Origin of the sequence: Pseudomonas sp. 10S5, from assembly GCF_035019745.1 — a bacterium.
Classification (GTDB): Bacteria; Pseudomonadota; Gammaproteobacteria; order Pseudomonadales; family Pseudomonadaceae; genus Aquipseudomonas.
In genome coordinates this window covers 1-23201 of sequence record NZ_JASJVL010000009.1, presented here as the reverse complement: position 1 = coordinate 23201, position 23201 = coordinate 1, and the positions used below count along the sequence as shown (strand labels likewise).

The window sequence follows — 23201 nt, the reverse complement described above, 5'->3', positions numbered from 1 at the left end:
TTGTTATAAGAAAGCACGCTCTGAAAATGCCCTACCTGCCCGCCTCGCCAAGGATTGCAGCGTCAACAGAGCCGTTGGATACGCGCGCGCAAATTGAAACCCCGGAAGGCTTTGATTTGCTCTTGCGCCCTGCGGGGCTGGTGCCACGTTCGCTTGCATTCGGCATTGATCTGCTGATTCGTATATTTGTAATCGGCGGGCTGTTCCTGTTTTTCAGTCTATTCAGTACGTTCGGCAAGGGTTTGAGCATGCTTGTACTGTTTGTTGGAAACTGGTGGTATATGGTGCTATTCGAGGTTTTAAATCAAGGACGAACCCCCGGAAAGCAGCTCATGGGCCTTCGCGTCGTCCACGACGACGGTACACCCATCGGTTGGGCGTCCTCCTTAACTCGCAACCTGCTGCGTTTCGTCGACATGCTGCCATTCGGCTACGGCCTCGGCGCCGTCTGTAGCCTGCAACACTCTCAGTTCAAACGCTTGGGCGATCTGGCCGCGGGGTCATTTGTGATTTATCGCGACGCACCCATCCGGGACCCGGTTTTACCCAATGCGGTTGCGCAGACGGCACCTTTATTCCTGAAATTGGAGGAGCAGCGAGCTTTATTGGAGTTCGCTGAGCGTCAAGCCCAACTGTCTTGCGAACGCATCCAGGAACTGGCGGAGATTGTTGCGTCACCCTTGCAGATTCCTGCGGATCAAGCGGTTGCCCAGCTAAATGGCATCGCTCGCGGTTTGCTGGGGTCACCATGAAGCAGAATCAATTTGAAACTCGCTACCGACCGGACTGGCAACGCTTTGCTGATCTGCTGGCAACACTTGAACGCGGCAAACCCGACAGCAGCGCCTGTGCCAGATTCGCCAGCGACTATCGACGCCTCTGTCAACAACTGGCCTTGGCCCACGAGCGTAATTACAGCAGCTACCTGATTGATTTTTTGCAACAACTGGCGACGCGCGGCCATCAACAGTTTTATCGTCACCGCAGTCAACTTGGTCCGCAAATTCTGAGTTTCATCCTCGCGGGATTCCCTCGATTAGTGCGAGAACAATGGCGCTTCGTGCTGGCCGCGAGTGCGTTGTTTTTTGGCAGCCTGATTGCCATGGGCCTATTGGTGTATTTTTTTCCCGATCTGGTGTACAGCGTCGTCAGTCCTGAACAACTGACAGATATGGAAAGCATGTACGACCCCACAGCCCGCCGCCTCGGTGAAGCAGCAATACGCGGTTCCAGTGAAGACTGGATGATGTTCACTTACTACATCATGAACAACATCGGCATCGCATTTCAGACCTTTGCCTCGGGATTGTTGTTTTGTCTGGGCAGCGTGTTCTTTTTGCTATTCAACGGGCTGATGATAGGTGCGGTGGCCGGCCATCTCACCGGCATCGGTTTTGGGCAAACATTTTGGTCGTTCGCTATTGGCCATGGTGCGTTTGAGTTAAGCGCAATCGCGTTGGCCGGGGCTGCCGGGCTGAAACTGGGCTGGGCGCTTCTGGCGCCGGGCGCTTTGACCCGCAGCGAGGCGTTGCGTATGGCGGCAAAAACCAGCGTGCGGCTGATGTGCGGTGCGATGCTTTTTTTTCTGATCGCCGCCTTTGTCGAAGCCTATTGGTCATCCTTGAGCAGCTTTCAGCCCCTGACTAAATACCTGATCGGCGCCGTGCTATGGACAGTGGTCGCGACCTATCTGGTATTCGCCGGTCGGAGTCGTCATGCGCCTAACTGATGCCAGCGTTGCGATCCGCCCACGTAACTCATGGGAAGCCATTGATCTAGGGGTGCTCTTGGCGCGCAAACACCGCCTGTTGCTGATGAGTAGCTGGGCCATCGTTACGCTGCCTATATTTGCCCTGCTCAGTCTAGTGTTTTGGGATTATCCAGCATTGGCGATCTTGTCGTTTTGGTGGCTCAAACCGATCTTCGAGCGCTTGCCTTTATTTATTGTGTCTCAAGCGCTATTTGGCTCGACGCCTAGTCTTGAACAAGCATTGAAAGGTTGGCTACGACTTTTAAAACCGCAATGGTTTGCCAGCTTGACCTGGCGGCGGCTAAGCATGAGTCGCAGTTTCAAATTGCCCGTGCTGCAACTGGAGGGCTTATCCGGCCTGGCACGCCAGCAGCGCATAAGCGTTCTCAGCCGTCGCAGTCTTCGCGCCGCACGCTGGTTGACATCCATCGGAAGCACGCTGGAAACGACGTTGTGGTTAGGTTTGATGGTTGTCTTTTATTTATTGATCCCACAACAGATTCGCCTGGATTGGAGCTGGGGCAGTTTGATCGGCGTTGAAGAAAATTGGGTATGGCTTGAACATCTGAGCAATGCGCTTTATGCATTGGTGCTGGTTTTTTGGGAGCCTATTTATGTGGTCTGTGGTTTTACGCTGTACCTGAACCGCCGCACCGAATTGGAAGCCTGGGACATTGAATTGGTCCTGCGGCGTTTACGCCAACGCCTGATCGGCAGCGCTTACGTCTTGTTGATCGGCGTGGGTCTGGTGTTCTCAGCGGGCGCGCCTTCTGCCTGGGCGGACGAACAGAGTTACAGTTGCCCACTGCCACCGTCGGACGATAGGGCCCCGAACCAAACGGTCGCCGGACCCGACAGCCCGCGACTGACTCATCAAATGCTAACCAGCAGCGCCGCACGCGACAGCATCAAGGCGCAATTGGCCCAGCCCCCGTTCAAGAATCCGGTAACCATCAACGGCTGGCGCTTGATCAAAGCCCCGTCGTCGGCTGAGAAGCCAGTGTTGCCCAGCCAGTGGTTGTTACGTCTGATAAATTGGGCCGAGCAAGCATCAAGACTGTTTGCCCATGCGGTTCAAGTGCTGCTCTGGACAGCGGCTATGGTCGTGGTCAGCGTGTTGCTTTGGCGTTATCGGACCTGGTTCCGCACTCTTGTGCCCCGCCAAGCCGTCCGACCGATTCAACGCGTTAAAGCGCAACAGCTTTTTGGTTTGCAAGTTAACGCTGATAGCCTGCCAGATGATGTGGCGGCCGCCGCGGAACGCTTGTGGCCAGACCAACCCCGCGAAGCACTGGGGCTGCTGTATCGAGCGCTGCTCAGCCGTTTATTGATCGACTATCACCTCCCCCTGAAAAACGCCGACACCGAAGGCGAAGTTTTACAACAGGTCGCGCATCTCAACTTGAGCCGACTCAACGAATTCAGCCTGACCCTGACCGCTCACTGGCAAAATCTCGCTTACGGGCACCAGGTGCCTGATGTGCTTTTACAACACGAGTTATGCGAAGGGTGGCGCCAACTGTTCGGGCGCCGATCCGGGAGTGAGAAGCGTCGATGACCAAGCGCAAAATGTGGGTTATCGGGCTACTGGCGCTTGCCATAATTGCGCTAGCCGGGCGCTATTTTTTCTCGCATTTTGAGCGCTATAGCGAGGTCATCGATCACGGTCCATCTCCGGCAGCCCGCGCTAACCCTTATCTGGCTGCCGAACAGTTTTTGCGACAACGCTTGGTGCCTGTCAACGTGACCCACGTCATTTCAAATTTGCCTGACGCTCGTTCGGATCAGCGCACACTGCTGTTGCTTGCCAGCCGGGAAAACATGACGCCTCGACAGGTTGACCAGCTGCTGAACTGGACCAAATCAGGCGGTCATCTGCTATTCATCGCCGAACAATTGTGGGATGAGCACAAAGGCCGTAGCGGCGACTTGCTGTTGGACCGTGTGCAGGTTCATCAGGTCCTCAGCGCCAATCTCCAAGCGCCGGACCACAGAAACAGCAATCCATTGAAACCTTCCAGCGACTTATTGCTTGCCTCGCCCCCGCCTTCCGAATCACCTCAATTGACCAAGCTTTATTTAGAAAACGAGAGCGATCCGGCATATTTCAGTTTCGACACTCGCTTTCACCTGGAAGACCCGAAGGACCACACACAGACTTGGGCCAACAGCGATGGGTCGACGCACATGATGCAACTGGTTTACGGCGACGGTTTGATCACTGTATTGACCGACAGCGACCTCTGGAAAAATAACGCTATCGACCATTTTGACAACGCTTGGCTGCTCTGGTACCTGACACAGCACAGCGCGGTGACGATGCTTTTGCAGGTAGAACACGGTGATCTATTCAGCCTGCTGTTGCGCTACTTCCCGCAGGCGATCATAACATTGGCGCTGATGACCGGGCTGCTGCTGTGGCATATAGGTATGCGCCACGGCCCACTACAAGCACCTGAGTCAAGGGCGCGTCGGCAGTTGGTTGAGCATCTGCGGGCCAGTGCCGACTTCCTCCTTCGGAGCGGGGGCCAATACGTCCTGCTGAGTGGATTGCAACAGGACATATTGCGTCGTGCCCGACAACGGCATCCTGGGTTCGAACGCCTGAGTGTCGCCGATCAATGGCAGGTGCTTGCACGATTGACACAACAACCGACCAGCGCTATCGGTCAAGCCTTGCGCCCACGGCCCAATAAACGGCTGTCCGCTACCGAATTCACCCGCCAGGTTGCCCACCTGCAGACACTCAGGAATGCCTTATGAGCGAACAATCAACGGACCCGAAAAGCAGCGCCGAACCCCCGGTTGCCGCGAGTAATCAGGCTCAACAACGCCAACGTGCCAGCCACTTGGCCCAGGCACTTCGTTACGAATTACAACAGGTCGTGATCGGCCAGGTTGCGGTGATAGACGACGTATTGACTGCATTGATCGCGGGCGGTCATGTTTTGATCGAGGGCGTCCCGGGGCTAGGCAAAACCTTACTAGTGCGCGCCCTCGCCCGTTGCTTCGGCGGCGACTTCGCGCGCATTCAGTTCACTCCAGACCTGATGCCCAGCGACGTCACCGGCCACGCCGTATACGACATCCAAACTGAACAATTTAAACTGCGCAAAGGCCCCCTATTTACCAACTTGCTGCTGGCCGACGAGATCAACCGCGCGCCGGCGAAAACCCAGGCCGCCTTGCTCGAAGCCATGCAGGAACGTCAGGTCACCCTCGAAGGTCGTGCGTTACCCATAGCTCAACCGTTTATGGTGCTCGCTACCCAAAACCCCATCGAACAAGAAGGGACCTATCCGCTGCCTGAGGCTGAACTCGACCGCTTCATGCTCAAATTGCGCATGGATTACCCGGAGGCGGCCGAAGAACTGAACATGGTTCGCCAAGTAACTCGCTCAACCAAAGCTGACATGCTGGAGGTGCACCCTGCGCGCACTCTGTTGCAAGCCAAAGATGTCTTGATACTGCAACGCATTGCGAGTGAGTTGCCAATCGATGAACAGGTGCTGGACTACGCCGTGCGCCTGGTGCGTACCACCCGCAGTTGGCCAGGATTGGCCCTCGGTGCCGGACCACGTGCGTCCATTGCGTTAGTTCGTGGCGGGCGAGCCCGAGCATTGTTGCGTGGTGGCGAATTCGTAATCCCGGATGACATCAAAAGCTGCGCATTGGCGGTGTTACGCCACCGCGTATGGCTACTGCCGGAACTGGATATCGAGGGCCTGTCCGTGGACCAAGTACTCAAGCAAATGCTTGATCAGGTTCCGGCTCCGCGCCTGTGAAACAGACACTAAAACCTTCTCGCCTGCAGCTGTTTTGGCTGGGCGGATTGACCGGGCTAGCAGTGCTCATTGGTACGCTGACCGCTGTGGGGGTCGACCTGCCAGCCAGCATTTCGTCGATTTTTGGGGGATTGCTTTGCGCCATGATGGTAATCAGCTTGATTGATGCCCTTAAACTTTTGCGAGTACCCTCGCCGCGCTTACAGCGCCGATTGCCAGGCAGTTTAGCGTTAGGACGTTGGAGCGATGTGCGGATCAATATCGAACATGATTATTCGCAACCGATGACCCTGCATGTGTTTGATCATGTACCCGAAGGCTTGAACTTCGAAAATCTGCCACAGCAGATTGCGCTGCGACCCAGAGAATACAGCGAATTAAACTACCGGCTGCGGCCCCTGAATCGAGGGCGTTTTGACTTCAAACGCTGCGAAATACAGCTGCCCAGTGCGCTGCGCTTATGGATGACACGCCGCTACGTACCACTCACCGACACAAGCCGCGTCTACCCCGACTTTGCACGCATTTACGGGGGCCAGTTATTGGCATTAGATAACTGGCTGAGCCAACGGGGGGTGCATCAACGCCAACGCCGCGGTTTGGGTCTGGAGTTTCATCAACTGCGTGAGTTTCGCGAAGGCGACAGCTTGCGTCAGATTGACTGGAAAGCTACGGCTCGCCAACGCACACCCATCGCCCGCGAATATCAGGACGACCGTGACCAAAACATTATTTTCATGCTCGACTGCGGCCGACGCATGCGCAGTCAGGATGGTGATCTGGCGCATTTTGACCATGCGCTGAATGCTTGCTTGCTGCTTAGTTACATCGCCTTACGCCAAGGCGACGCTGTAGGTCTTTCAACCTTTGCTGCCGCGCAACAGCGCTACCTGGCACCAGCCAAAGGCACCAACCAACTGAATCGTTTACTTAACAGTGTTTACGATTTGAAAAGCACTCAACGGGCCGCTGACTACAGCGTCGCTGTTCGTCAACTAGTCGGCCGGCAAAAACGTCGTGCGCTGGTGATTCTGGTTACTAACCTGCTTGACGAAGACGATGAACAGTTGCTTGGCGCCGTCAAACAGCTAAGCCAGCACCACAGGGTGTTGGTCGCCAGCCTGCGCGAAGAGTTGCTCGACAGTGTGCGCCAAACCCCTATCCACACGCTGCAAGACGCTTTGGCTTACTGCGGCACCGTTGATGTTCTCAACGCCCGCGTCACTTTGCACGAACGATTGATCGCCCATGGCATACCAGTAGTGGATGCGCGCCCCGCAGAACTCGGGGCGCAATTGATTAGCAAGTACCTGGGCTGGAAAAAAGCTGGCACGCTCTAGCTCAATGCCAGCGCGCAAACCATTATGCAATCAAGCCGAAGCGTTTTCAGAATGGAAACTAAAGTACTGCTGCAAGGCCAAGACCAAATACATGTACTCGACGGGTAAGGCCCGTAATGAAAACCCGGAGTCGTAATTACCTGGTGTTTCATCTTCCTGACACCAAAGACAACCTGCAGTCAGATCAATAAGTCTGAGCGCGCCTTCGCTGCCCGGGATCTTCAACTGCAGCTCGAAATCAGCGCCGACCAAAATTGGCAAATTGCTGATTAACATCAAGCCGTGCTCAGAAACGTTGCCTAAATAGCCCATCGGCCTGTCCGTGTACCGATTGAAAATCTGCAGATAGCACGGCAACTGGTGACGCTCGATGCGTCGTTCGATTAGCATGTCTGACGGTCGCCATGAATAACCATTAAGCATGGTTGCGCTAGTGCGATGTGATTTCGCGTGGGGCGTGTAGCATCGTCGCTACCCATGCAAAACCTCCCTCTTCATTCCCCAGCGCCTTCCAACTCCGCCATCGCTCCACCTGTGCGGAATGTATATTGAAAAGCTTGTTCGCGTGGGAACTGCGCCGCTCCATGGCCAACTGTGCGCTTGACGGCAGTGTCTTAACTCCCTGACCTTAATCCTAGCTCAAGGCCGACACGCAGCCACTCAAAAGGGTGACCGTCCATCCAATTGGGTGCAATTAAAGTGCGGAAGGGGTCGTTTGACCAGATTCCCCCTGATGAAAATGCCCAAGCTGCTGCAAAGTATCCAGTCGTGCATGTGCTCGGAATGCATATTCGCTGCTCGGGTATTCGGAAATGATGAACTGATAAGTCTGCGCGGCATCGACATACAGCTTCTGACGCTCCAAGCATTGGCCGCGTAACATCGAAACTTCAGGCTGAATGTAACGACGGGTGCGGCTTTCGCGCTCAACCTGAGACAACTCAATCATCACGCTATCGCAATTCCCGCTAGCATACGAGCGGTAAGCACTATTGAGGTGCTCGTCCATGGACCAGCGGGTACAGCCGACGACACTCGCCATCAACGCAAAAACGATTAAAGTTCGCATGGGTCTCTCCTGTGCTCTGCAGTGTATCGACCCTACCGGGATTTTCTTCAGGTTGTTTTTTGCCCTGTATTCCGGTTTGCAGGTAGTGCAAAGGAACAATGACTACAGACCAAGACAGTAGTAGCCTCACGCTGCGCTTCAACTAAGGAGACTGTGCATGACCGTTCGTCGCACCAAAATCGTCGCCACCCTTGGCCCGGCCAGTAATTCGCCGGAAGTCCTCGAACAATTGATCCTGTCAGGTCTGGACGTTGCCCGCCTGAACTTCTCCCACGGCACGCCCGACGAGCACAAAGCTCGCGCCCTTCTGGTTCGGTCGATTGCCGCCAAGCATGGTCGTTTCGTCGCACTGCTGGGTGACTTGCAAGGCCCCAAGATCCGTATCGCCAAATTCGCCAACAAGAAGATCGAGCTGAAAGTCGGTGATTTGTTCACCTTCTCCACCACTCACCCTCTCAATGAAGGCACCCAAGAAATCGTTGGCATCGACTACCCGGATCTGGTCAAAGACTGCGGCGTTGGCGATGAGTTGCTGCTGGACGATGGCCGCGTGGTCATGCGTGTCGACAGCACTACCGTCGATGCCTTGCATTGCACCGTGCTGATCGGTGGACCGCTCTCCGACCATAAGGGTATCAACCGTCGCGGCGGTGGTCTGACCGCGCCCGCTTTGACTGAAAAAGACAAAGTCGACATCAAGCTCGCTGCGGAAATGGAGCTGGATTACCTGGCCGTTTCATTCCCACGCGACGCTGCCGATATGGAATACGCGCGAAAGCTGCGTGACGAATCAGGCGGAACTGCTTGGTTGGTCGCGAAGATTGAACGCGCTGAAGCCGTGGCCGACGATAAAACCCTTGATGCCCTGATTAAAGCCAGTGACGCGGTGATGGTTGCTCGCGGCGACCTCGGCGTCGAGATCGGAGACGCAGAACTGGTGGGCGTTCAGAAACGCATCATCTTGCACGCACGTCGCCACAACAAAGCGGTGATAGTGGCAACGCAGATGATGGAGTCAATGATCAATAACCCGATGCCGACTCGCGCCGAAGTATCTGACGTAGCAAACGCCGTGTTGGACTACACCGATGCAGTAATGCTTTCAGCCGAAAGCGCTGCCGGTTCTTACCCAATCGAGGCGGTCCAGGCGATGGCGCGGATTTGCGTCGGCGCTGAAAAGCACCCGACCGGCAAATCCTCCAGCCATCGCATTGGTACCACCTTCGAGCGTTGCGACGAGAGCATCGCGCTGGCCGCCATGTACACGGCGAACCACTTCCCCGGTGTAAAAGCGATCATCGCCCTAACCGAAAGCGGTTACACCCCGCTGATCATGTCGCGAATTCGTTCCTCGGTGCCGATCTACGCGTTTTCCCCCCACCGAGAAACCCAAGCTCGGGCGGCTATGTTCCGTGGCGTCTATACCGTACCGTTTGACCCGGGGGCGCTTGAGCCCGGCAAAGTCAGCCAATCGGCAGTGGACGAGCTGCTTAAACGCGGATTGGTCGAAAAAGGCGACTGGGTCATTTTGACCAAAGGTGACAGCTATCACACCATCGGCGGCACCAACGGCATGAAGATTCTGCACGTGGGCGATCCCATGGTCTAAGACTGTCTCGGCGGAGTAAGAAAACCCCTACTCTCGCGAGTTGGGGTTTTTTTGTGGGAACTTAAGGGGTAAGTCAGGTAGACCGATACGGGGAGTTTGGCAACTCCCCTGCCACAGATTTATCAGACGCAGCCCATTACCTTGAAACCGAACTTCACACGCGACTGAGAAACACATCCGCCAACAGCTGACTGCGGGGTAATCCCACCATATACAGACGCTTGGCGAAGTGCTCGACGCTGATAGCCGAACCACACAGCAACGCCATGGTTTGCCGCGATACGACTTGCAATGCGGCCAACGCGGCGGGCAGTTCATCTGCCGCAATCAGCTGAACCTGCACCTGCGGATAGCCCGCAGCGAGCTCCATCAACGGACCGGCCAGATAATGTCCGCTGGCATCATGGGCTAAATGAATGACCCGAATTGCGCCCTGATGCTCCTGACGCAGAGCCTCGCGCAGCACGCCCCAAATCGGCCCCAGTCCGGTGCCTGCTGCCAGCAACCATAACGGACGGCTTTGCCAGTCAGGGTCGTATTGCAGCGCGCCTGCGCGCAACTCACCCAAGCGCATCGGATCGCCTGCTTGCAACTGACGCGCCGCGTCACTAAAAGCCCCAGGTTGACGGCAGTCCAGGTGGAACTCCAGATATCGGTCCTCTTCCGGAAGACTCGCCAACGAATAGGGACGTGCGACACCGTTGGGCGCCCACAACACCAGGTGCTGTCCGGCGCGATAACGCAAGGGACGCTCGGGAATCAGGCGTAAACGCAAAACGGCCGGGCTGAGCCAGACACTGCTGTCGACCTTGGCAGGCAGACCATCACGCAGTGGATCAAAGACTTCCACGGTCAGGTTTTCAACAACCGTGCATTGACACGCCAATCGCCACCCCTGTTGTCGCTTACCCACCTCCAGCGCATCGGGCATAGCGTCAGCGGGCTCACCCCTTAAACATCGCACCAGACATGCGTGGCAACGGCCCGCACGGCAACTGTAGGGGACCGCAACGCCGGCGCTGTTGAGTGCATCCAACAGATTGCTGGCCACCGCCACCGGCCATTTACGATCGCCGACACATAATTCAGGCATCCTGACTTTCCCAAGCTGCGGCACAGCGATTTCGCCCACTGCGTTTGGCGCGGTACAGCGCCTGATCAGCACGCTGCAAGGCTTCATCAAGATTATCGCCCATGTCCAATAACGTCATCCCCACCGAAAGGCTCAAATCCGGGATTACCATCCCGACCAACTCTACTCGGGAGAAGGCTTCGCGTAGTCGTTCGCAACAATGCGTGAGGTGTTCGGATGTGCATTGCGGGATCAGGAGCACGAACTCTTCTCCGCCGTAGCGAGCCAGGACGTCCCCCTCACGCAGACACGCATTGGCTACGGTCGCGAACGCCTGCAGCACCTGATCGCCAGCGGCATGTCCGTGGGCGTCATTGATACGCTTGAAGTGATCCAGATCGATCAAAGCCAGCCCATGGGAAAATGACGTGTCCATAGAGTCGAGTTCACGCGAAGCCATGCGTAAAAAGTGGCGACGGTTAAACAGGCCGGTCAGTTCGTCAGTCGCCACCAAGCCTTCAAGCTGGCGCATCATCCCGCGCAACGTATCTTGATGCGCCTGAAGCGCGAAACGGCGTTGACGCATACGATGCTGGGAAGATTGGACGTAGCGGGCATACAAACTCAGCCAAAACAGTACGACGAACAGCGTTAGAACCTGTAACGCAGCCAGCCCGGGATCGGGCAATAGCTGGTGGAATGCTTCCCATAGATTGAGCCCAGCGAAGCTCAAAAAAACGAATGCCACACAACGCACGAATGCTCTTGGCTGTAGATGAAACAAGCCAAACAGCATGATGAGCACGTACATAACGAGAAAGGTTCCCCGCGCACTGTGCAAGTGGGCCTGCAAATAGGTTTGCCATCCCAGCGCCAACATCACCTGAAGTTCGGTCAAACTAGGGTCGCGAAAACGCAAATTGTAGCCGCGCTGGAATACCAGCCACAACACCGCCTGACTGAGGATAACCAAACCCGTACTCACTGAGGCCTCGCTCAGTGGCGCTTGGTAATAGTCGGTAAGAATGGCCACCCACGCGAGTATCAACACCAACATGTACGTGCCGGCGGCTAAGGAAAATCGCTTTATTAACAAATTTTGTAGGGCTTTCTCGGTCACTCGTTGACTCACCGTGCTCAAAGGAATTCCTTTCCGTTCCGGCATAAACCACCTGGGCGGCTATTTCCGTAAGCCGCTTGCGGCCCATTGCGATGACATTCGAAGACTGCAGGTTTGCGGACCATTGCTTGCTGCGATTCCTTGCAGCGCGAATCTGGACGACATGCAGAGATGACCAACCGCGCTAGCGGCCACTTGCCACTTTAGTATTCTCACTCAAAAATGACTATTCAATTTTCCACTTGGGAAATACAAAGTATCTCTTGCCACGCAAAAAGGGTGCCGGTACGCAGGCAGACTTTGGTTTGTGTCCAATCGGATGTGTGCGCAGCGGAGCCGCGTTATACTGCCGCGCCTTTTTTGCGTCGGCGTTGTGGGCCGGCGCGCTTATTAAAAGATGTTTTTCAGCAGCGCTCGGCAGTACTGTTGAACGCAGCTTATTAATGTTCCCGTCCTATCAGAGGAGCGTGCCACATGACCGTGATCAAGCAAGACGATCTGATTCAGAGCGTCGCCGACGCCCTACAGTTCATTTCCTACTACCATCCGGTAGATTTCATTCAAGCCATGCATCAAGCCTGGCTGCGCGAGGAGTCCCCTGCTGCACGCGACGCCATGGCCCAGATCTTGATCAACTCGCGCATGTGCGCGACGGGGCATCGTCCGATCTGCCAAGACACCGGGATCGTTACCGTCTTCGTTCGCGTAGGCATGGATGTGCAATGGACTGGCGCTACCATGAGCCTGGACGACATGATCAACGAAGGCGTACGTCGCGCTTACAACCTTCCGGAAAATGTTCTGCGTGCATCGATTCTGGCCGACCCGGCTGGCGCTCGTAAAAATACCAAGGACAACACTCCGGCGGTCATTCACTACTCCATCGTTCCCGGCAACACCGTGGAAGTGGACGTAGCGGCTAAAGGTGGTGGTTCGGAAAACAAATCGAAGATGGCGATGCTCAACCCGTCCGACTCGATTGTCGATTGGGTGCTCAAGACCGTTCCCACCATGGGCGCTGGCTGGTGCCCGCCGGGCATGCTTGGCATCGGCATTGGCGGTACAGCGGAAAAAGCCGCAGTCATGGCCAAGCAAGTGCTGATGGACCCTATAGATATTCACGAGCTGAAGTTGCGGGGGCCCTCGAGCCGCATCGAAGAGCTGCGACTGGAACTGTTTGAAAAGGTCAACCAACTCGGCATAGGCGCTCAGGGCCTTGGCGGCCTGACCACCGTACTCGACGTGAAGATCATGGATTATCCGACCCACGCCGCTTCCCTGCCGGTGTGCATCATCCCGAACTGCGCCGCCACCCGCCATACCCACTTCGTGCTAGACGGCAGTGGTCCGGCATCGCAAGAAGCGCCACCGCTGGACGCTTATCCGGAGATTGTCTGGGAAGCAGGCCCGTCGGCGCGCCGGGTCAACCTTGATACGCTGACGCCTGAAGATGTGCAAAGCTGGAAGCCGGGCGAAACCCTGCTGCTCAACGGCAAGATGCTCACCGGACGCGACGCGGCACATAAACGCATGGTCGAAATGCTAGACCGTGGCGAAACTCTGCCGGTAGACCTCAAGGGTCGTTTCATCTATTACGTCGGTCCGGTCGATCCGGTGCGCGATGAAGTGGTTGGACCCGCCGGCCCGACCACTGCCACGCGGATGGACAAGTTCACTCGGCAGATCCTCGAACAAACCGGTTTGCTGGGCATGATCGGCAAATCCGAGCGCGGCCCTACCGCGATCGAAGCGATCAAGGATCATAAAGCGGTGTATTTGATGGTCGTCGGCGGCGCGGCGTATTTGGTCGCTCAGGCAATCAAGAAATCCCGCGTACTGGCCTTCCCTGAGATGGGCATGGAAGCGATCTACGAGTTCGACGTGACCGATATGCCAGCTACCGTCGCGGTGGATACCAAAGGCGAGTCGGTACACAACACCGGCCCTGCTATTTGGCAGAAGAAGATCAGTGAGAGTTTAGCGGTCGAGATTTAATACCGCTGTGCAGCCAAAAAAACCCGATCTTGGAGGATCGGGTTTTTTATGACTTGATGATCATCCGTCGCTCATTTCGTCGCCGACCGCACCACACTCAACTCCGGCGCCGCCACCCGCCGCTGACTCAAATACCGCGTGCAGCTAACCCGCAGAAATGAAGCAAAATTGACCACTTCGCCGTTGAAGCCCATGACCTCTTCGTACAGTTTGGTGATCAATTGGTTAGTGGTCATGCTGTCGTTGCGGGCGATTTCGGCGAGGATGTCCCAGAACTGATTCTCCAGGCGCAACGTCGTCACTACTGCGCTTGGGTCACGGCGATGTCGATAAATGTGCCGCCGGCCAAGCGCATTTCTGGCGCACACGCAGGATAAGCACTGCACTCACGGCCTTCCAATACACCGGCAGCTGCCAATAATTGCGCACCGTGGCAGACCGATGCGATGGGCTTATCGGCTTTGTCGAATTCGCGTACCCATCCCAGTATGGTTTCGTTCAAGCGAAGGTATTCTGGCGCGCGGCCACCGGGTACCAAGAGCGCGTCATAGTCTTCAACCTTGACCTGAGCAAAGTCGAAGTTAAGGCTAAAGTTATGACCCGGCTTTTCGCTGTACGTCTGATCGCCTTCAAAATCGTGAATCGCAGTGCGCACCGTCTGCCCGCTGGCCTTGCCCGGACAAACTGCATGGACGATGTGCCCGACCATTTGCAGCGCCTGAAACGGCACCATTACTTCAAGGATCAGTTTCGTCGGTCCAGAACATTGACCACCAAGCGGTCGATCCAGCCCCAAATCCGCTGCTGCACTCGCCGCAGTAAGGGCCGTGATTGCCAGTCTTTGAGACTGACTTCGGTACTGAGGGCAAAGTCATTCTGGAAGCTGGAGGCCACTGCCACGACGAGCGTTTGATCGATGGCCTCAAGGTTAGCTTCAAGATTAAAGCGTAAGTTCCAGTGATCAAAGTTGCATGAACCAATGCTCACCCAATCATCGATCAGCACCATTTTCAGGTGCAAAAAGCACGGTTGGTATTCGAAGATTTTCACTCCGGACTTGAGCAGGCGCGGGTAATAACGATGACCGGCATATCGCACGGAGGGATGATCGGTACGCGGTCCAGTCAGCAGCAGGCGCACGTCAACGCCGCGCGCAGCAGCTCTGCGCAATGCCCGGCGTACTTTCCAAGTGGGCAGAAAGTATGGGGTCGCCAACCAGATGCGGCGTTTGCCACTACTCAAAGCACGCACCAATGATTGCAGGATGTCGCGGTGCTGCCGGGCGTCGGCATAAGCGACGCGGCCCATGCCTTCGCCCGTCAACGGCACACTGGGTAATCGAGGCAGACCGAAAATATGCGCCGGTCGCCATGCAGTGGGGCGTTCGTTGGCATGGAACTGCCGGTCGAACATCGCCTGCCAGTCGACGACCATCGGCCCGGTAATTTCAACCATGACTTCGTGCCAGTCGCTGGTGTCACGCTCAGGATGCCAAAACTCATCGGTAACGCCAGTACCGCCAACCATAGCCAGTTGTCTATCCACCAACAGCATCTTTCGATGGTCCCGGTAAAGATTGCGCAAACCCCGACGCCAATGCATGCGGTTATAAAACCGCAGAATCACGCCCGCATTAGTGAGACGTTTACGCAAGTTTAAAGTGAAGGCCTGCGCTCCAAAGCTATCGAACAGACAGCGCACGATCACCCCCCGCTGCGAGGCAAGCACCAATGCCTGAACCACCGCATCAGCACAACTTCCAGCCTCCACCAGGTACAGTTCCAGTTCGACCTGCTCCTGCGCCTGCTCAATGGCGGCGATCATGCGCGGAAAAAATGCGGGACCGTCGATCAACAGATTGAAGTGGTTACCGGCGCGCCATGGAAAAATCGCTCCCCTCATGCAGGCACACAGAACGGGGTCAGCAACAGGCGAATTATGTTGAGCATGCAGGCTACCTAGGCGCGGTTGGCGCCAACCTTAACTGGCTGTAATAGGAGGTTGCAAACTTCTACGGTAATAACTGACAACCCTGACGTAAGCCTTTCCAAACTGCGCTACTGCTGCGACCCATACCAGCGGAGGTCACACGTTTTTGTACAGGGTCATCGGACAGAGTGCTGGGCACCCACTGCTTTACGTAATTTGCGCAAAAGTCGGCTGGGTTGCCCTCTACATAGCGGCACGAACAGTATTCCTTAGCTGTGTAGGCGCTGATGATGCTCGGGAATGCCTGCAACGCAGTTCGGTATTGCCATACGAAAACGACCATCAGCAGCGCCGCCAAGAGCAGCGCACTGCTAAACGGTCTACGTCGGACGAACGGCTTGCGATTGCTCATCGGGCACCCTCCCCCGAGAACGCCGCCAGCACTCGCTTTAGCAACTGATCATGACGGTAACTGCCGTCGCGATCATCGGCGTAACGCACGATGACCAGATTGGCACTGGGGACGACATACATCGCCTGACCCCAGTGGCCAAGCGCGGCAAACGCGTCCTGCGGCGCGTCAGGCCAAGGACGGTTGGCGGCATCAGACTCCCTGGCGGGCAAACGATTCAACCACCACTGCGCGCCAGGCACTTCATTGACTGCGGCTGTTTGCAGATGAGCAAATGGCGCCAAGCTGAATTCAACCCACGCCTTAGGCAATAACTGTTTATCGCCCCAGCGACCGCCGCGCTGCATCAGTAGACCGATGCGCGCCAAGTCCCGCGCAGTCATGTAGGCGTAGGACGAACCAACGAACGTGCCGCTGCGGTCGGTTTCCCACACCGCGCTGTGAATGGCCAGCGGCTCAAACAACGCGGTCCAGGGATAATTTGGATAAGCCTGTTCACCGACCATCGTTTTCAATGCGGCAGACAATACGTTGCTGTCACCGCTGGAGTAGCGGTAAGTTGTCCCCGGCTTACTCGCAACGCCGTGTGCCGCTGTAAACGTCGCCATATCCGCGCGCCCTCGGGTGTAAAGCATGGCGACCACGGACGAGTTTAGGGGTGCGTACTCATAGTCTTCCTGCCAATCCAGTCCCGAGGCCCAGTGCAGCAGATCCTCCAACCGAACGGCGGAATGCGTTTTGAACGGCGGATAGAATTTTGCCACCAGGTCAGTCCACTGAAAACGCCCCTCGGCAAACGCCACGCCCAGTACACAGGCCATCACGCTCTTGCTGACCGACCACGTCAGGTGCGGCGTGTCGGCGGTGGTGACGCCCGCATAACGCTCGTAGACCAGTTGCCCATCTTGAATCACCAACAAGGCGTCGGTGCGGATACCTTTGCGGGTAACGTCATCACGCAGAGGAAAAGCGTAATCGTCGAGTGCTTGCAACGCCGGACTTGGCATAGCGGGGGCAACTGACCAGCGCTCACCCGGCCAGTTTTGCCCAGATGCCTGGGTAGCAACAAGCCACAGGATGAGAGTTAGCATGCACGGTGATTTCATCGAAAGTCCTCTAGCGGGTGGCCGCATAACCGTAGCAACGAATTGTTTCCATCAAGCGGGCGGCTATTGGGGTCAACCGTGTGACCCCTTTCGCAATGAATTCTCTTCTAACGAGTCAGCCCTCCTCTGTAGCTATCTCGTTGGCCAGTCGGTGTACCCAAGAGCAGCCCCGCCAACCTGCTAGTGCCTCCCTGAATTTGGCCTGCATGGCTTTGAGTCGCTGTCATACAAGCATCACCAAAGCTTAATGGTGATGACATCGTGCCTCCCTAGCCTTGACCTGTACCCCAATGCGATAGAACACCACCGGCCGCATTCCTGGCTGGCTTACGGAGACGCCGCATGACTCAGATTGCCCGTACTCGCGACACCCGCGTCGAACGCCGCCTTCAGGCAGAACGTTTGATCGGCGCGCAGGCGCTGCAGGAAGCCCAGGCTTTGCGCTACAGCGTCTTCAGTGGTGAGTTCAACGCCAAACTTAAAGGCGCTGAACTTGGCCTGGATATCGACGAATACGACGAGCATTGCTCGCACATTGGCGTTCGCGACCTGTCCAACGGGCGCCTCGTGGCGACCACCCGGTTATTGGATCACACCGCAGCTACCTCGCTGGGCAATTACTACAGCGAAGAAGAGTTCAGCCTGCATGGATTAAGTCATCTGCAAGGACCAATTCTAGAATTGGGCCGCACCTGCGTCGATCCGGCTTATCGCAACGGCGGCACCATCGCTGTGTTGTGGAGTGAGTTGGCGGAAATTTTGAACGAAGGCAGCTATAGCTACTTAATGGGTTGTGCCAGTATTCCGATGCAAGACGGGGGCATTCAAGCGCACGCGATCATGCAACGCTTGCGCGAGCGATACCTGTGCAATGAACACCTGCGTGCCGAACCAAAAAAGCCGCTGCCGACCTTGGACCTGCCTAATAATGTCATCTGTGAGATGCCACCCCTGCTCAAGGCCTATATGCGCCTGGGTGCAAAAATTTGCGGCGAGCCCTGCTGGGACGAAGACTTCCAAGTCGCCGACGTATTTATCCTGCTAAAGCGCGACGATCTTTGCCCACGTTATGCTCGCCACTTTAAGGCTGCCATGTGATGAGCCGGGTTCGCGGTTATGCCCGAGTGATTAGAGTGTTGTGGGTGCTCGCCTTAGGGCTGACGATTGCGAGCGTTTTTGGCATTCTCGAACGCTTGGGCATCGGCGACTCAATGGCACGGCGACAGCGCTGGTCACGCTGGTTTATGGCACGACTGAGCGCAGCGTTGCCATTTCGCGTGACAGTCAGCGGCGAGTTGCCAAAAGAGCCAATGCTATGGGTCAGCAACCATGTGTCGTGGACCGATATCCCTCTTCTTGGCATGCTCGCACCGCTGTCGTTCCTGTCAAAAGCTGAAGTTCGTAACTGGCCCGTCGCAGGTTGGTTGGCGCTCAAAGCCGGCACCCTGTTTATACGTCGAGGATCAGGCGATAGCCGTTTGGTTCTGGGAAAAATGACCGAGCATTTGCAAGGCAAGGATGCACTGATGATCTTTCCAGAAGGCACCACCACAGACGGTCGTAGCCTGCGCACCTTCCATGGGAGGATGCTGGCCAGCGCCATCGACGCAGGTGTTCCTTTGCAGCCGGTGGCAATTCGTTATCTGCGTGACGGAAAGACTTGCCCCATCGCACCATTTATTGGCGATGACGATTTGCTCTCACACTTGCGCCGCTTATTCGCCAACGAGCAGGGTGAGGTCCACATCCAGTTGCTAGCACCTATCGCCAGCCAACAGCAAGAACGCGCCGCCTTGGCGTTCCAAGCGCAACAAGCCGTGCAGCGGGCGCTGTTTGGCGACATTACCAAGCCCGATCAGGTGAAAGAAACGCGCTCGGCCAAAGCCGCCTGAGCAAAATCCTGTAGCAGAGGATAAAATTCAGCGAAATCTGCGCTCAAGGGCCGGTACAGCGCCTGCAATTCTTGGAGAGCGCCGGCCAGCCCTTCAGGCCGCGACAGACGCCGGGAAATACCATTAAGCACTGGCCCCAATACCTCAAACTCCCGATATGACCCCAGCCAATCCTGCGCCTCCATGTGCGGCGCAATCAGTGCCAAACGTTCCGGCAATGCGGACTCGGCCGCTAACACGCGGTATACCCGCCGGGTGAACTTATCCAGCGGCTGCGCCGCGTAGAGCGCCCAATCCCGGGCCAGGCAATGATCGAAAAACACATCGAGCACGATGCCCGCGTAGCGGCGTCGCGCAACGGGAAAGCGTGATATCGCCTCTTTGACCAAAGGATGGCTGTCGGTGAAGGTATCAATGCTGCGGTGTAACTGAATGGCAGCTTCCAGTTCAGGGGTGAAGCGGCCCGGCAGCGGTCCTTTGACGAAATCGCCATACAGGCTGCCGAGCAATTGCGCCGGGCGTTCGCCGCCCAAATGAAGGTGTGCAAGGTAGTTCATAAGGTGGAGCTTACGCCTAATCAACCCAAGGTCTATATCGATATAACCCGATATACCGGTTTTGTAGATGCTTAGTCGATCTGTGTATTTGTATATCGCGAAATACAGATATATAGTTCGGTCCATCGCGATACAGCGTTATCCCACGATCTGAGAACGACATGCCTATCGACCTCGACGAAATAATAAAAGCCTTGGCCCACCCTGTGCGGCGCGAAATTCTCGTGTGGCTCAAAGATTCGGCGCACTTTTTTCCTGCCCAGGAACACTCGCTAGAACATGGTGTGTGTGCAGGGCAAATAGACCAACGTGCCGGACTTTCCCAATCAACGATTTCTGCACATTTGGCGACCTTGCAACGTGCGGGGCTGATCACCACCAAAAAGGTCGGCCAGTGGCATTTTTTCAGGCGCAACGACGAAACTATCCAAGCGTTCCTCGAAGCTTTAAGCAAACAGCTCTGACTTTTTAAATTCTCCAAGGAGACGCTTCGTGCCCCTTTCGCTGCTTATGCTAGCCCTGAGCGCTTTCGCCATCGGCACCACCGAATTTGTGATTATGGGACTGTTGCCCGAGGTCGCAGCAGATTTGGGTGTTTCAATTCCCGGTGCTGGCTGGCTGGTCACCGGATACGCCTTAGGCGTCGCCATCGGCGCCCCATTCATGGCCATTGTGACCGCAAAACTTCCACGCAAAGCCGCACTGGTGGCATTGATGGTGATCTTCATCATCGGCAACTTGCTGTGTGCTTTGGCCAGTGACTACAACGTGCTTATGTTTGCCCGAATCGTCACGGCACTTTGCCACGGCGCGTTCTTCGGGATTGGTTCGGTCGTCGCTGCCAACTTGGTTGCACCTAACCGTCGGGCTTCGGCTGTCGCGATGATGTTTACCGGCCTGACCTTGGCAAACGTGTTGGGCGTACCACTAGGAACAGCGCTGGGTCAGTACGCTGGTTGGCGCTCGACCTTCTTCGCAGTGACCGTAATCGGTGTAATTTCACTGATTGGCCTGCTCCGTTTTTTACCGGCCAAACACGATGAAGAAAAGCTCGACATGCGGGCCGAACTGGCCGCCCTTAACGGTGCCGGGGTCTGGTTATCGCTGAGCATGACCGTAATGTTTTCCGCCTCGGTATTTGCACTGTTTACCTACATGGCGCCACTGCTGGGTGAAGTCACTGGTGTTACACCGCACGGCGTGACCTGGACATTACTGCTGATCGGCCTGGGCTTGACCCTCGGGAATGTCATTGGCGGCAAGCTTGCAGATCGCAATATGCCCCGCACGTTGATTGGCGTGTTCATTACCCTGGCAGTGGTCTCCACTGTACTGTCGTGGACCAGCGCCTCCTTGATCCCGACTGAAATCACCTTGTTCATCTGGGCCACCGCCGGATTCGCGGCCGTCCCCGCGCTGCAAATCAACGTGATGACCTTCGGCGCAGCCGCACCGAATTTAATTTCGACCCTGAATATCGGCGCCTTCAACGTCGGTAACGCACTGGGCGCCTGGATCGGCGGCAGCGTAATCGCCCACGGCTTGGGCTTAAACAGCGTACCGCTAGCCGCCGCAGCGCTGGCCGTGATGGCACTGCTATTGACCTTTCTTACGTTCCGCCAATCGGTTAACCCCGACGTGGCAACCGCTACCCACTGAGGATTCATCATGACGACCATTTTTGACCCGATCACTTTGGGCGACCTGCAATTGCCAAACCGCATCATCATGGCGCCATTGACCCGCTGCCGTGCCGACGAAGGTCGGGTTCCTAACGCCTTAATGGCTGAGTACTACGTTCAACGTGCCTCGGCTGGCCTGATCATCAGCGAAGCGACCGCGGTCACCCCAATGGGCGTCGGGTATCCGGATACGCCTGGCATTTGGTCCGACGCTCAAGTCCGCGGCTGGAGCAACATCACTAAAGCCGTGCATGCGGCGGGTGGCCGTATCGTGCTGCAACTGTGGCACGTAGGCCGTATCTCCCACACTTCGTACCTCAACGGCGATGCACCGGTTGCACCAAGCGCCATCGCCGCAGCCGGCCACGTCAGCCTGGTTCGTCCGCTGGCCGATTACCCAATTCCTCGTGCGCTGGAATCTGCTGAGATCGCCGATGTGGTCGATGCTTACCGTCAAGGCGCAGAAAACGCCAAGGCTGCCGGTTTCGACGGCGTTGAAATCCATGGCGCTAACGGTTACCTGCTTGACCAATTCCTGCAAAGCGGCACCAACCAACGCACTGACGAATACGGTGGCTCCGTGGAAAATCGTGCGCGTCTGATGCTGGAAGTAACCGATGCAGTGGTTGAAGTCTGGGGCGCGGGTCGTGTGGGCATGCACTTGTCACCGCGGGCTGACATTCATGACATGGGCGATGAAAACCTTTCCGAGACCTTCACCTACGTGGCTCGCGAACTGGGCAAACGCGGTATCGCATTTATCTGCTCCCGGGAAAAAGAAGCCGGCGACAGCCTCGGCCCGCAATTGAAAAAAGCCTTCGGTGGCAACTACATTGCCAACGAAAGCTTCACCAAAGACAGCGCCAATGCGTGGCTGTCCAGCGGCAAGGCTGATGCTGTCGCGTTCGGCGTGCCGTACATCGCCAACCCGGACCTGTTCGAGCGCCTGCAACAAGACGCACCACTGAACGCGCCGGTTCCAGCCACCTTCTACGCCAAAGGCCCAGTCGGCTACATCGACTACCCGCGCCTGTAAGGCCTTCGTGCTACATCAAAAGCCCTGCAAATGCAGGGCTTTTATTGACAACTGTCCCGTCAAGGCCCTCGCCTTTGGCTCCTGTATCGGCAGTATATTGCCCGGACGTTTGCTGATTTGCTCAGGGCACACGCGCCCCGAGCATGCGCCCACAGCTAGCTATGCTCAACGCAAAGGCCAGCGCGGCCTGACGGGAAAACCTACTAGACCAGTTCGATACCGTTCGCTTGATAAGTCATCCGATGTAGAGACGATTTGATTAGGCGCGGCGATGCCAAAGTGCATCAGCATTTGGCGGGATTGTATCAATAAGGCTGGTTGGAATTACTTTAAATCGGTTGCACTTATCGTATGTCATTCTGGGTATCCTCGGATTTTAGGCCAGCAATAAGAGCGACATTCATCATATAGGATTTATTACTTTTCAATGTCGGCTTAATCTGACAATACAATCGAAACTTTCTTACAGATACTCCTAACACTCGAAACTCGCTGTTGTCCGTAGGACAATATCCCACATAAATAACGGAAATTGGAGCTTTTTAAATGGCATAAATTCGCTTGTTATAAACACTTAACCGTCGTATTTTTTCGCAACCAAATTATTAGTACATATGTATCTATGCACTGACTGCCTCGACTTAGGTGCTGGGATAGTTGCGCCTATAGCGGTTTCATTCGTCTTGAGTGCGCCATTTTAAGCAGCAAGCGCGCAAATAGTTGCGCAATCTAAAACGACTAATGTCCGCGAAGTTATTCAGGAGTACCGCTTGTGGAAAAACACGACCCCAATTCCTGCCGGGTATGTCTGGCGAATCGACCAAAAGAAAAAACCCCTCAGCAACTC

Annotated in this window: 21 protein-coding genes and 2 pseudogenes; 13 read left to right on the top strand and 10 right to left on the bottom strand. The window is 56.0% G+C overall.

The genetic code is table 11. The features are described 5' to 3' along the window. The first annotated feature begins 26 nt into the window (after positions 1-26). Genes QN378_RS11530 through QN378_RS11505 form a run of 6 tightly spaced genes read left to right on the top strand, consistent with a single transcriptional unit; the run spans position 27 to position 6875 of the window. Entirely contained in the window at positions 27-752 is a 726-nt protein-coding gene (locus QN378_RS11530; protein WP_323550781.1) for an RDD family protein, read from the top strand. Next, positions 749-1729 carry a stage II sporulation protein M gene (locus QN378_RS11525; RefSeq protein WP_322205288.1) on the top strand — a complete coding sequence of 327 codons (981 nt, stop codon included), beginning with the start codon at positions 749-751 and terminating at the stop codon, positions 1727-1729. The genes QN378_RS11530 and QN378_RS11525 overlap by 4 nt, the downstream gene beginning before the upstream one ends. Beyond that, entirely contained in the window at positions 1716-3308 is a 1593-nt protein-coding gene (locus QN378_RS11520) for a DUF4129 domain-containing protein (RefSeq protein ID WP_323550780.1), read from the top strand. The genes QN378_RS11525 and QN378_RS11520 overlap by 14 nt, the downstream gene beginning before the upstream one ends. After that, positions 3305-4513: a DUF4350 domain-containing protein gene (locus QN378_RS11515; protein WP_323550779.1), complete on the top strand. Its 1209-nt coding sequence runs from the start codon at positions 3305-3307 to the stop codon at positions 4511-4513. Before QN378_RS11520 ends, QN378_RS11515 begins: the two co-directional genes overlap by 4 nt. Next, a complete protein-coding gene (locus tag QN378_RS11510) occupies positions 4510-5535 on the top strand; it encodes a MoxR family ATPase (RefSeq protein ID WP_322205291.1) in 1026 nt (341 codons plus the stop codon). The genes QN378_RS11515 and QN378_RS11510 overlap by 4 nt, the downstream gene beginning before the upstream one ends. Next, on the top strand, positions 5532-6875 hold the full coding sequence (locus QN378_RS11505) for a DUF58 domain-containing protein (RefSeq protein ID WP_323550778.1): 1344 nt from the start codon (positions 5532-5534) through the stop codon (positions 6873-6875). The genes QN378_RS11510 and QN378_RS11505 overlap by 4 nt, the downstream gene beginning before the upstream one ends. A 30-nt stretch (positions 6876-6905) precedes the next feature. On the opposite strand, the gene QN378_RS11500 is transcribed toward QN378_RS11505, so the two are convergent. Both QN378_RS11500 and QN378_RS11495 read right to left on the bottom strand, forming a co-directional pair. Continuing rightward, complete coding sequence (locus QN378_RS11500; protein ID WP_322205293.1) at positions 6906-7265, bottom strand: PilZ domain-containing protein; 360 nt, start codon at positions 7263-7265, stop codon at positions 6906-6908. Between the two features lie 304 nt (positions 7266-7569). Continuing rightward, complete coding sequence (locus tag QN378_RS11495; RefSeq protein WP_322205294.1) at positions 7570-7944, bottom strand: tetratricopeptide repeat protein; 375 nt, start codon at positions 7942-7944, stop codon at positions 7570-7572. 157 nt (positions 7945-8101) lie between these two features. On the opposite strand from QN378_RS11495, the gene pyk reads away from it, so the two are divergent. After that, complete coding sequence (pyk, locus tag QN378_RS11490; protein ID WP_322205295.1) at positions 8102-9553, top strand: pyruvate kinase; 1452 nt, start codon at positions 8102-8104, stop codon at positions 9551-9553. Between the two features lie 154 nt (positions 9554-9707). On the opposite strand, the gene QN378_RS11485 is transcribed toward pyk, so the two are convergent. After that, positions 9708-10646, bottom strand: a complete 939-nt coding sequence (locus QN378_RS11485) for an iron-sulfur-binding ferredoxin reductase (RefSeq protein ID WP_323550777.1) — start codon at positions 10644-10646, stop codon at positions 9708-9710. After that, on the bottom strand, positions 10639-11745 hold the full coding sequence (locus tag QN378_RS11480) for a GGDEF domain-containing protein (RefSeq protein WP_322206924.1): 1107 nt from the start codon (positions 11743-11745) through the stop codon (positions 10639-10641). Before QN378_RS11480 ends, QN378_RS11485 begins: the two co-directional genes overlap by 8 nt. Positions 11746-12219: 474 nt before the next feature. Between QN378_RS11480 and QN378_RS11475 the strand changes: the two genes are divergently transcribed. After that, positions 12220-13740 (top strand): fumarate hydratase, encoded by a 1521-nt coding sequence (locus QN378_RS11475; protein ID WP_322205297.1) that lies wholly within the window; start codon positions 12220-12222, stop codon positions 13738-13740. Positions 13741-13811: 71 nt separating this feature from the next. Here QN378_RS11475 and QN378_RS11470 read toward each other — a convergent pair. The 5 genes and pseudogenes from QN378_RS11470 to QN378_RS11450 form a co-directional block, all read right to left on the bottom strand. After that, a pseudogene (locus tag QN378_RS11470) lies at positions 13812-14045 on the bottom strand (ribbon-helix-helix domain-containing protein); the annotation flags it as partial. Positions 14046-14047: 2 nt separating this feature from the next. Beyond that, positions 14048-14473 (bottom strand): annotated as a pseudogene (locus tag QN378_RS11465) (DJ-1/PfpI family protein); the annotation flags it as partial. An 11-nt stretch (positions 14474-14484) separates the two neighbouring features. Further along, positions 14485-15642, bottom strand: coding sequence for a phosphatidylserine/phosphatidylglycerophosphate/cardiolipin synthase family protein (locus tag QN378_RS11460; RefSeq protein WP_323550776.1), 1158 nt, complete (start codon positions 15640-15642; stop codon positions 14485-14487). A gap of 109 nt (positions 15643-15751) precedes the next feature. After that, a complete protein-coding gene (locus QN378_RS11455; RefSeq protein ID WP_322205299.1) occupies positions 15752-16081 on the bottom strand; it encodes an amidase in 330 nt (109 codons plus the stop codon). Continuing rightward, on the bottom strand, positions 16078-17172 hold the full coding sequence (locus QN378_RS11450) for a serine hydrolase (protein WP_323550775.1): 1095 nt from the start codon (positions 17170-17172) through the stop codon (positions 16078-16080). Before QN378_RS11450 ends, QN378_RS11455 begins: the two co-directional genes overlap by 4 nt. Positions 17173-17529: 357 nt before the next feature. On the opposite strand from QN378_RS11450, the gene olsB reads away from it, so the two are divergent. Both olsB and QN378_RS11440 read left to right on the top strand, forming a co-directional pair. Then, entirely contained in the window at positions 17530-18285 is a 756-nt protein-coding gene (gene olsB, locus QN378_RS11445; protein ID WP_322205301.1) for an L-ornithine N(alpha)-acyltransferase, read from the top strand. After that, positions 18285-19079: a lysophospholipid acyltransferase family protein gene (locus tag QN378_RS11440; protein ID WP_322205302.1), complete on the top strand. Its 795-nt coding sequence runs from the start codon at positions 18285-18287 to the stop codon at positions 19077-19079. The genes olsB and QN378_RS11440 overlap by 1 nt, the downstream gene beginning before the upstream one ends. On the opposite strand, the gene QN378_RS11435 is transcribed toward QN378_RS11440, so the two are convergent. Further along, complete coding sequence (locus QN378_RS11435; RefSeq protein ID WP_322205303.1) at positions 19043-19636, bottom strand: ACP phosphodiesterase; 594 nt, start codon at positions 19634-19636, stop codon at positions 19043-19045. The genes QN378_RS11440 and QN378_RS11435 overlap by 37 nt on opposite strands. 161 nt (positions 19637-19797) lie before the next feature. Between QN378_RS11435 and QN378_RS11430 the strand changes: the two genes are divergently transcribed. From QN378_RS11430 to QN378_RS11420, 3 genes are read left to right on the top strand one after another with little or no spacing between them, the layout of a single operon-like run. Beyond that, a complete protein-coding gene (locus QN378_RS11430) occupies positions 19798-20100 on the top strand; it encodes a helix-turn-helix transcriptional regulator (RefSeq protein WP_322205304.1) in 303 nt (100 codons plus the stop codon). 28 nt (positions 20101-20128) lie between these two features. After that, positions 20129-21295, top strand: a complete 1167-nt coding sequence (locus QN378_RS11425) for an MFS transporter (protein ID WP_323550774.1) — start codon at positions 20129-20131, stop codon at positions 21293-21295. A gap of 9 nt (positions 21296-21304) precedes the next feature. Continuing rightward, positions 21305-22354, top strand: coding sequence for an alkene reductase (locus QN378_RS11420; protein WP_322205306.1), 1050 nt, complete (start codon positions 21305-21307; stop codon positions 22352-22354). Positions 22355-23201 lie beyond the last annotated feature (847 nt).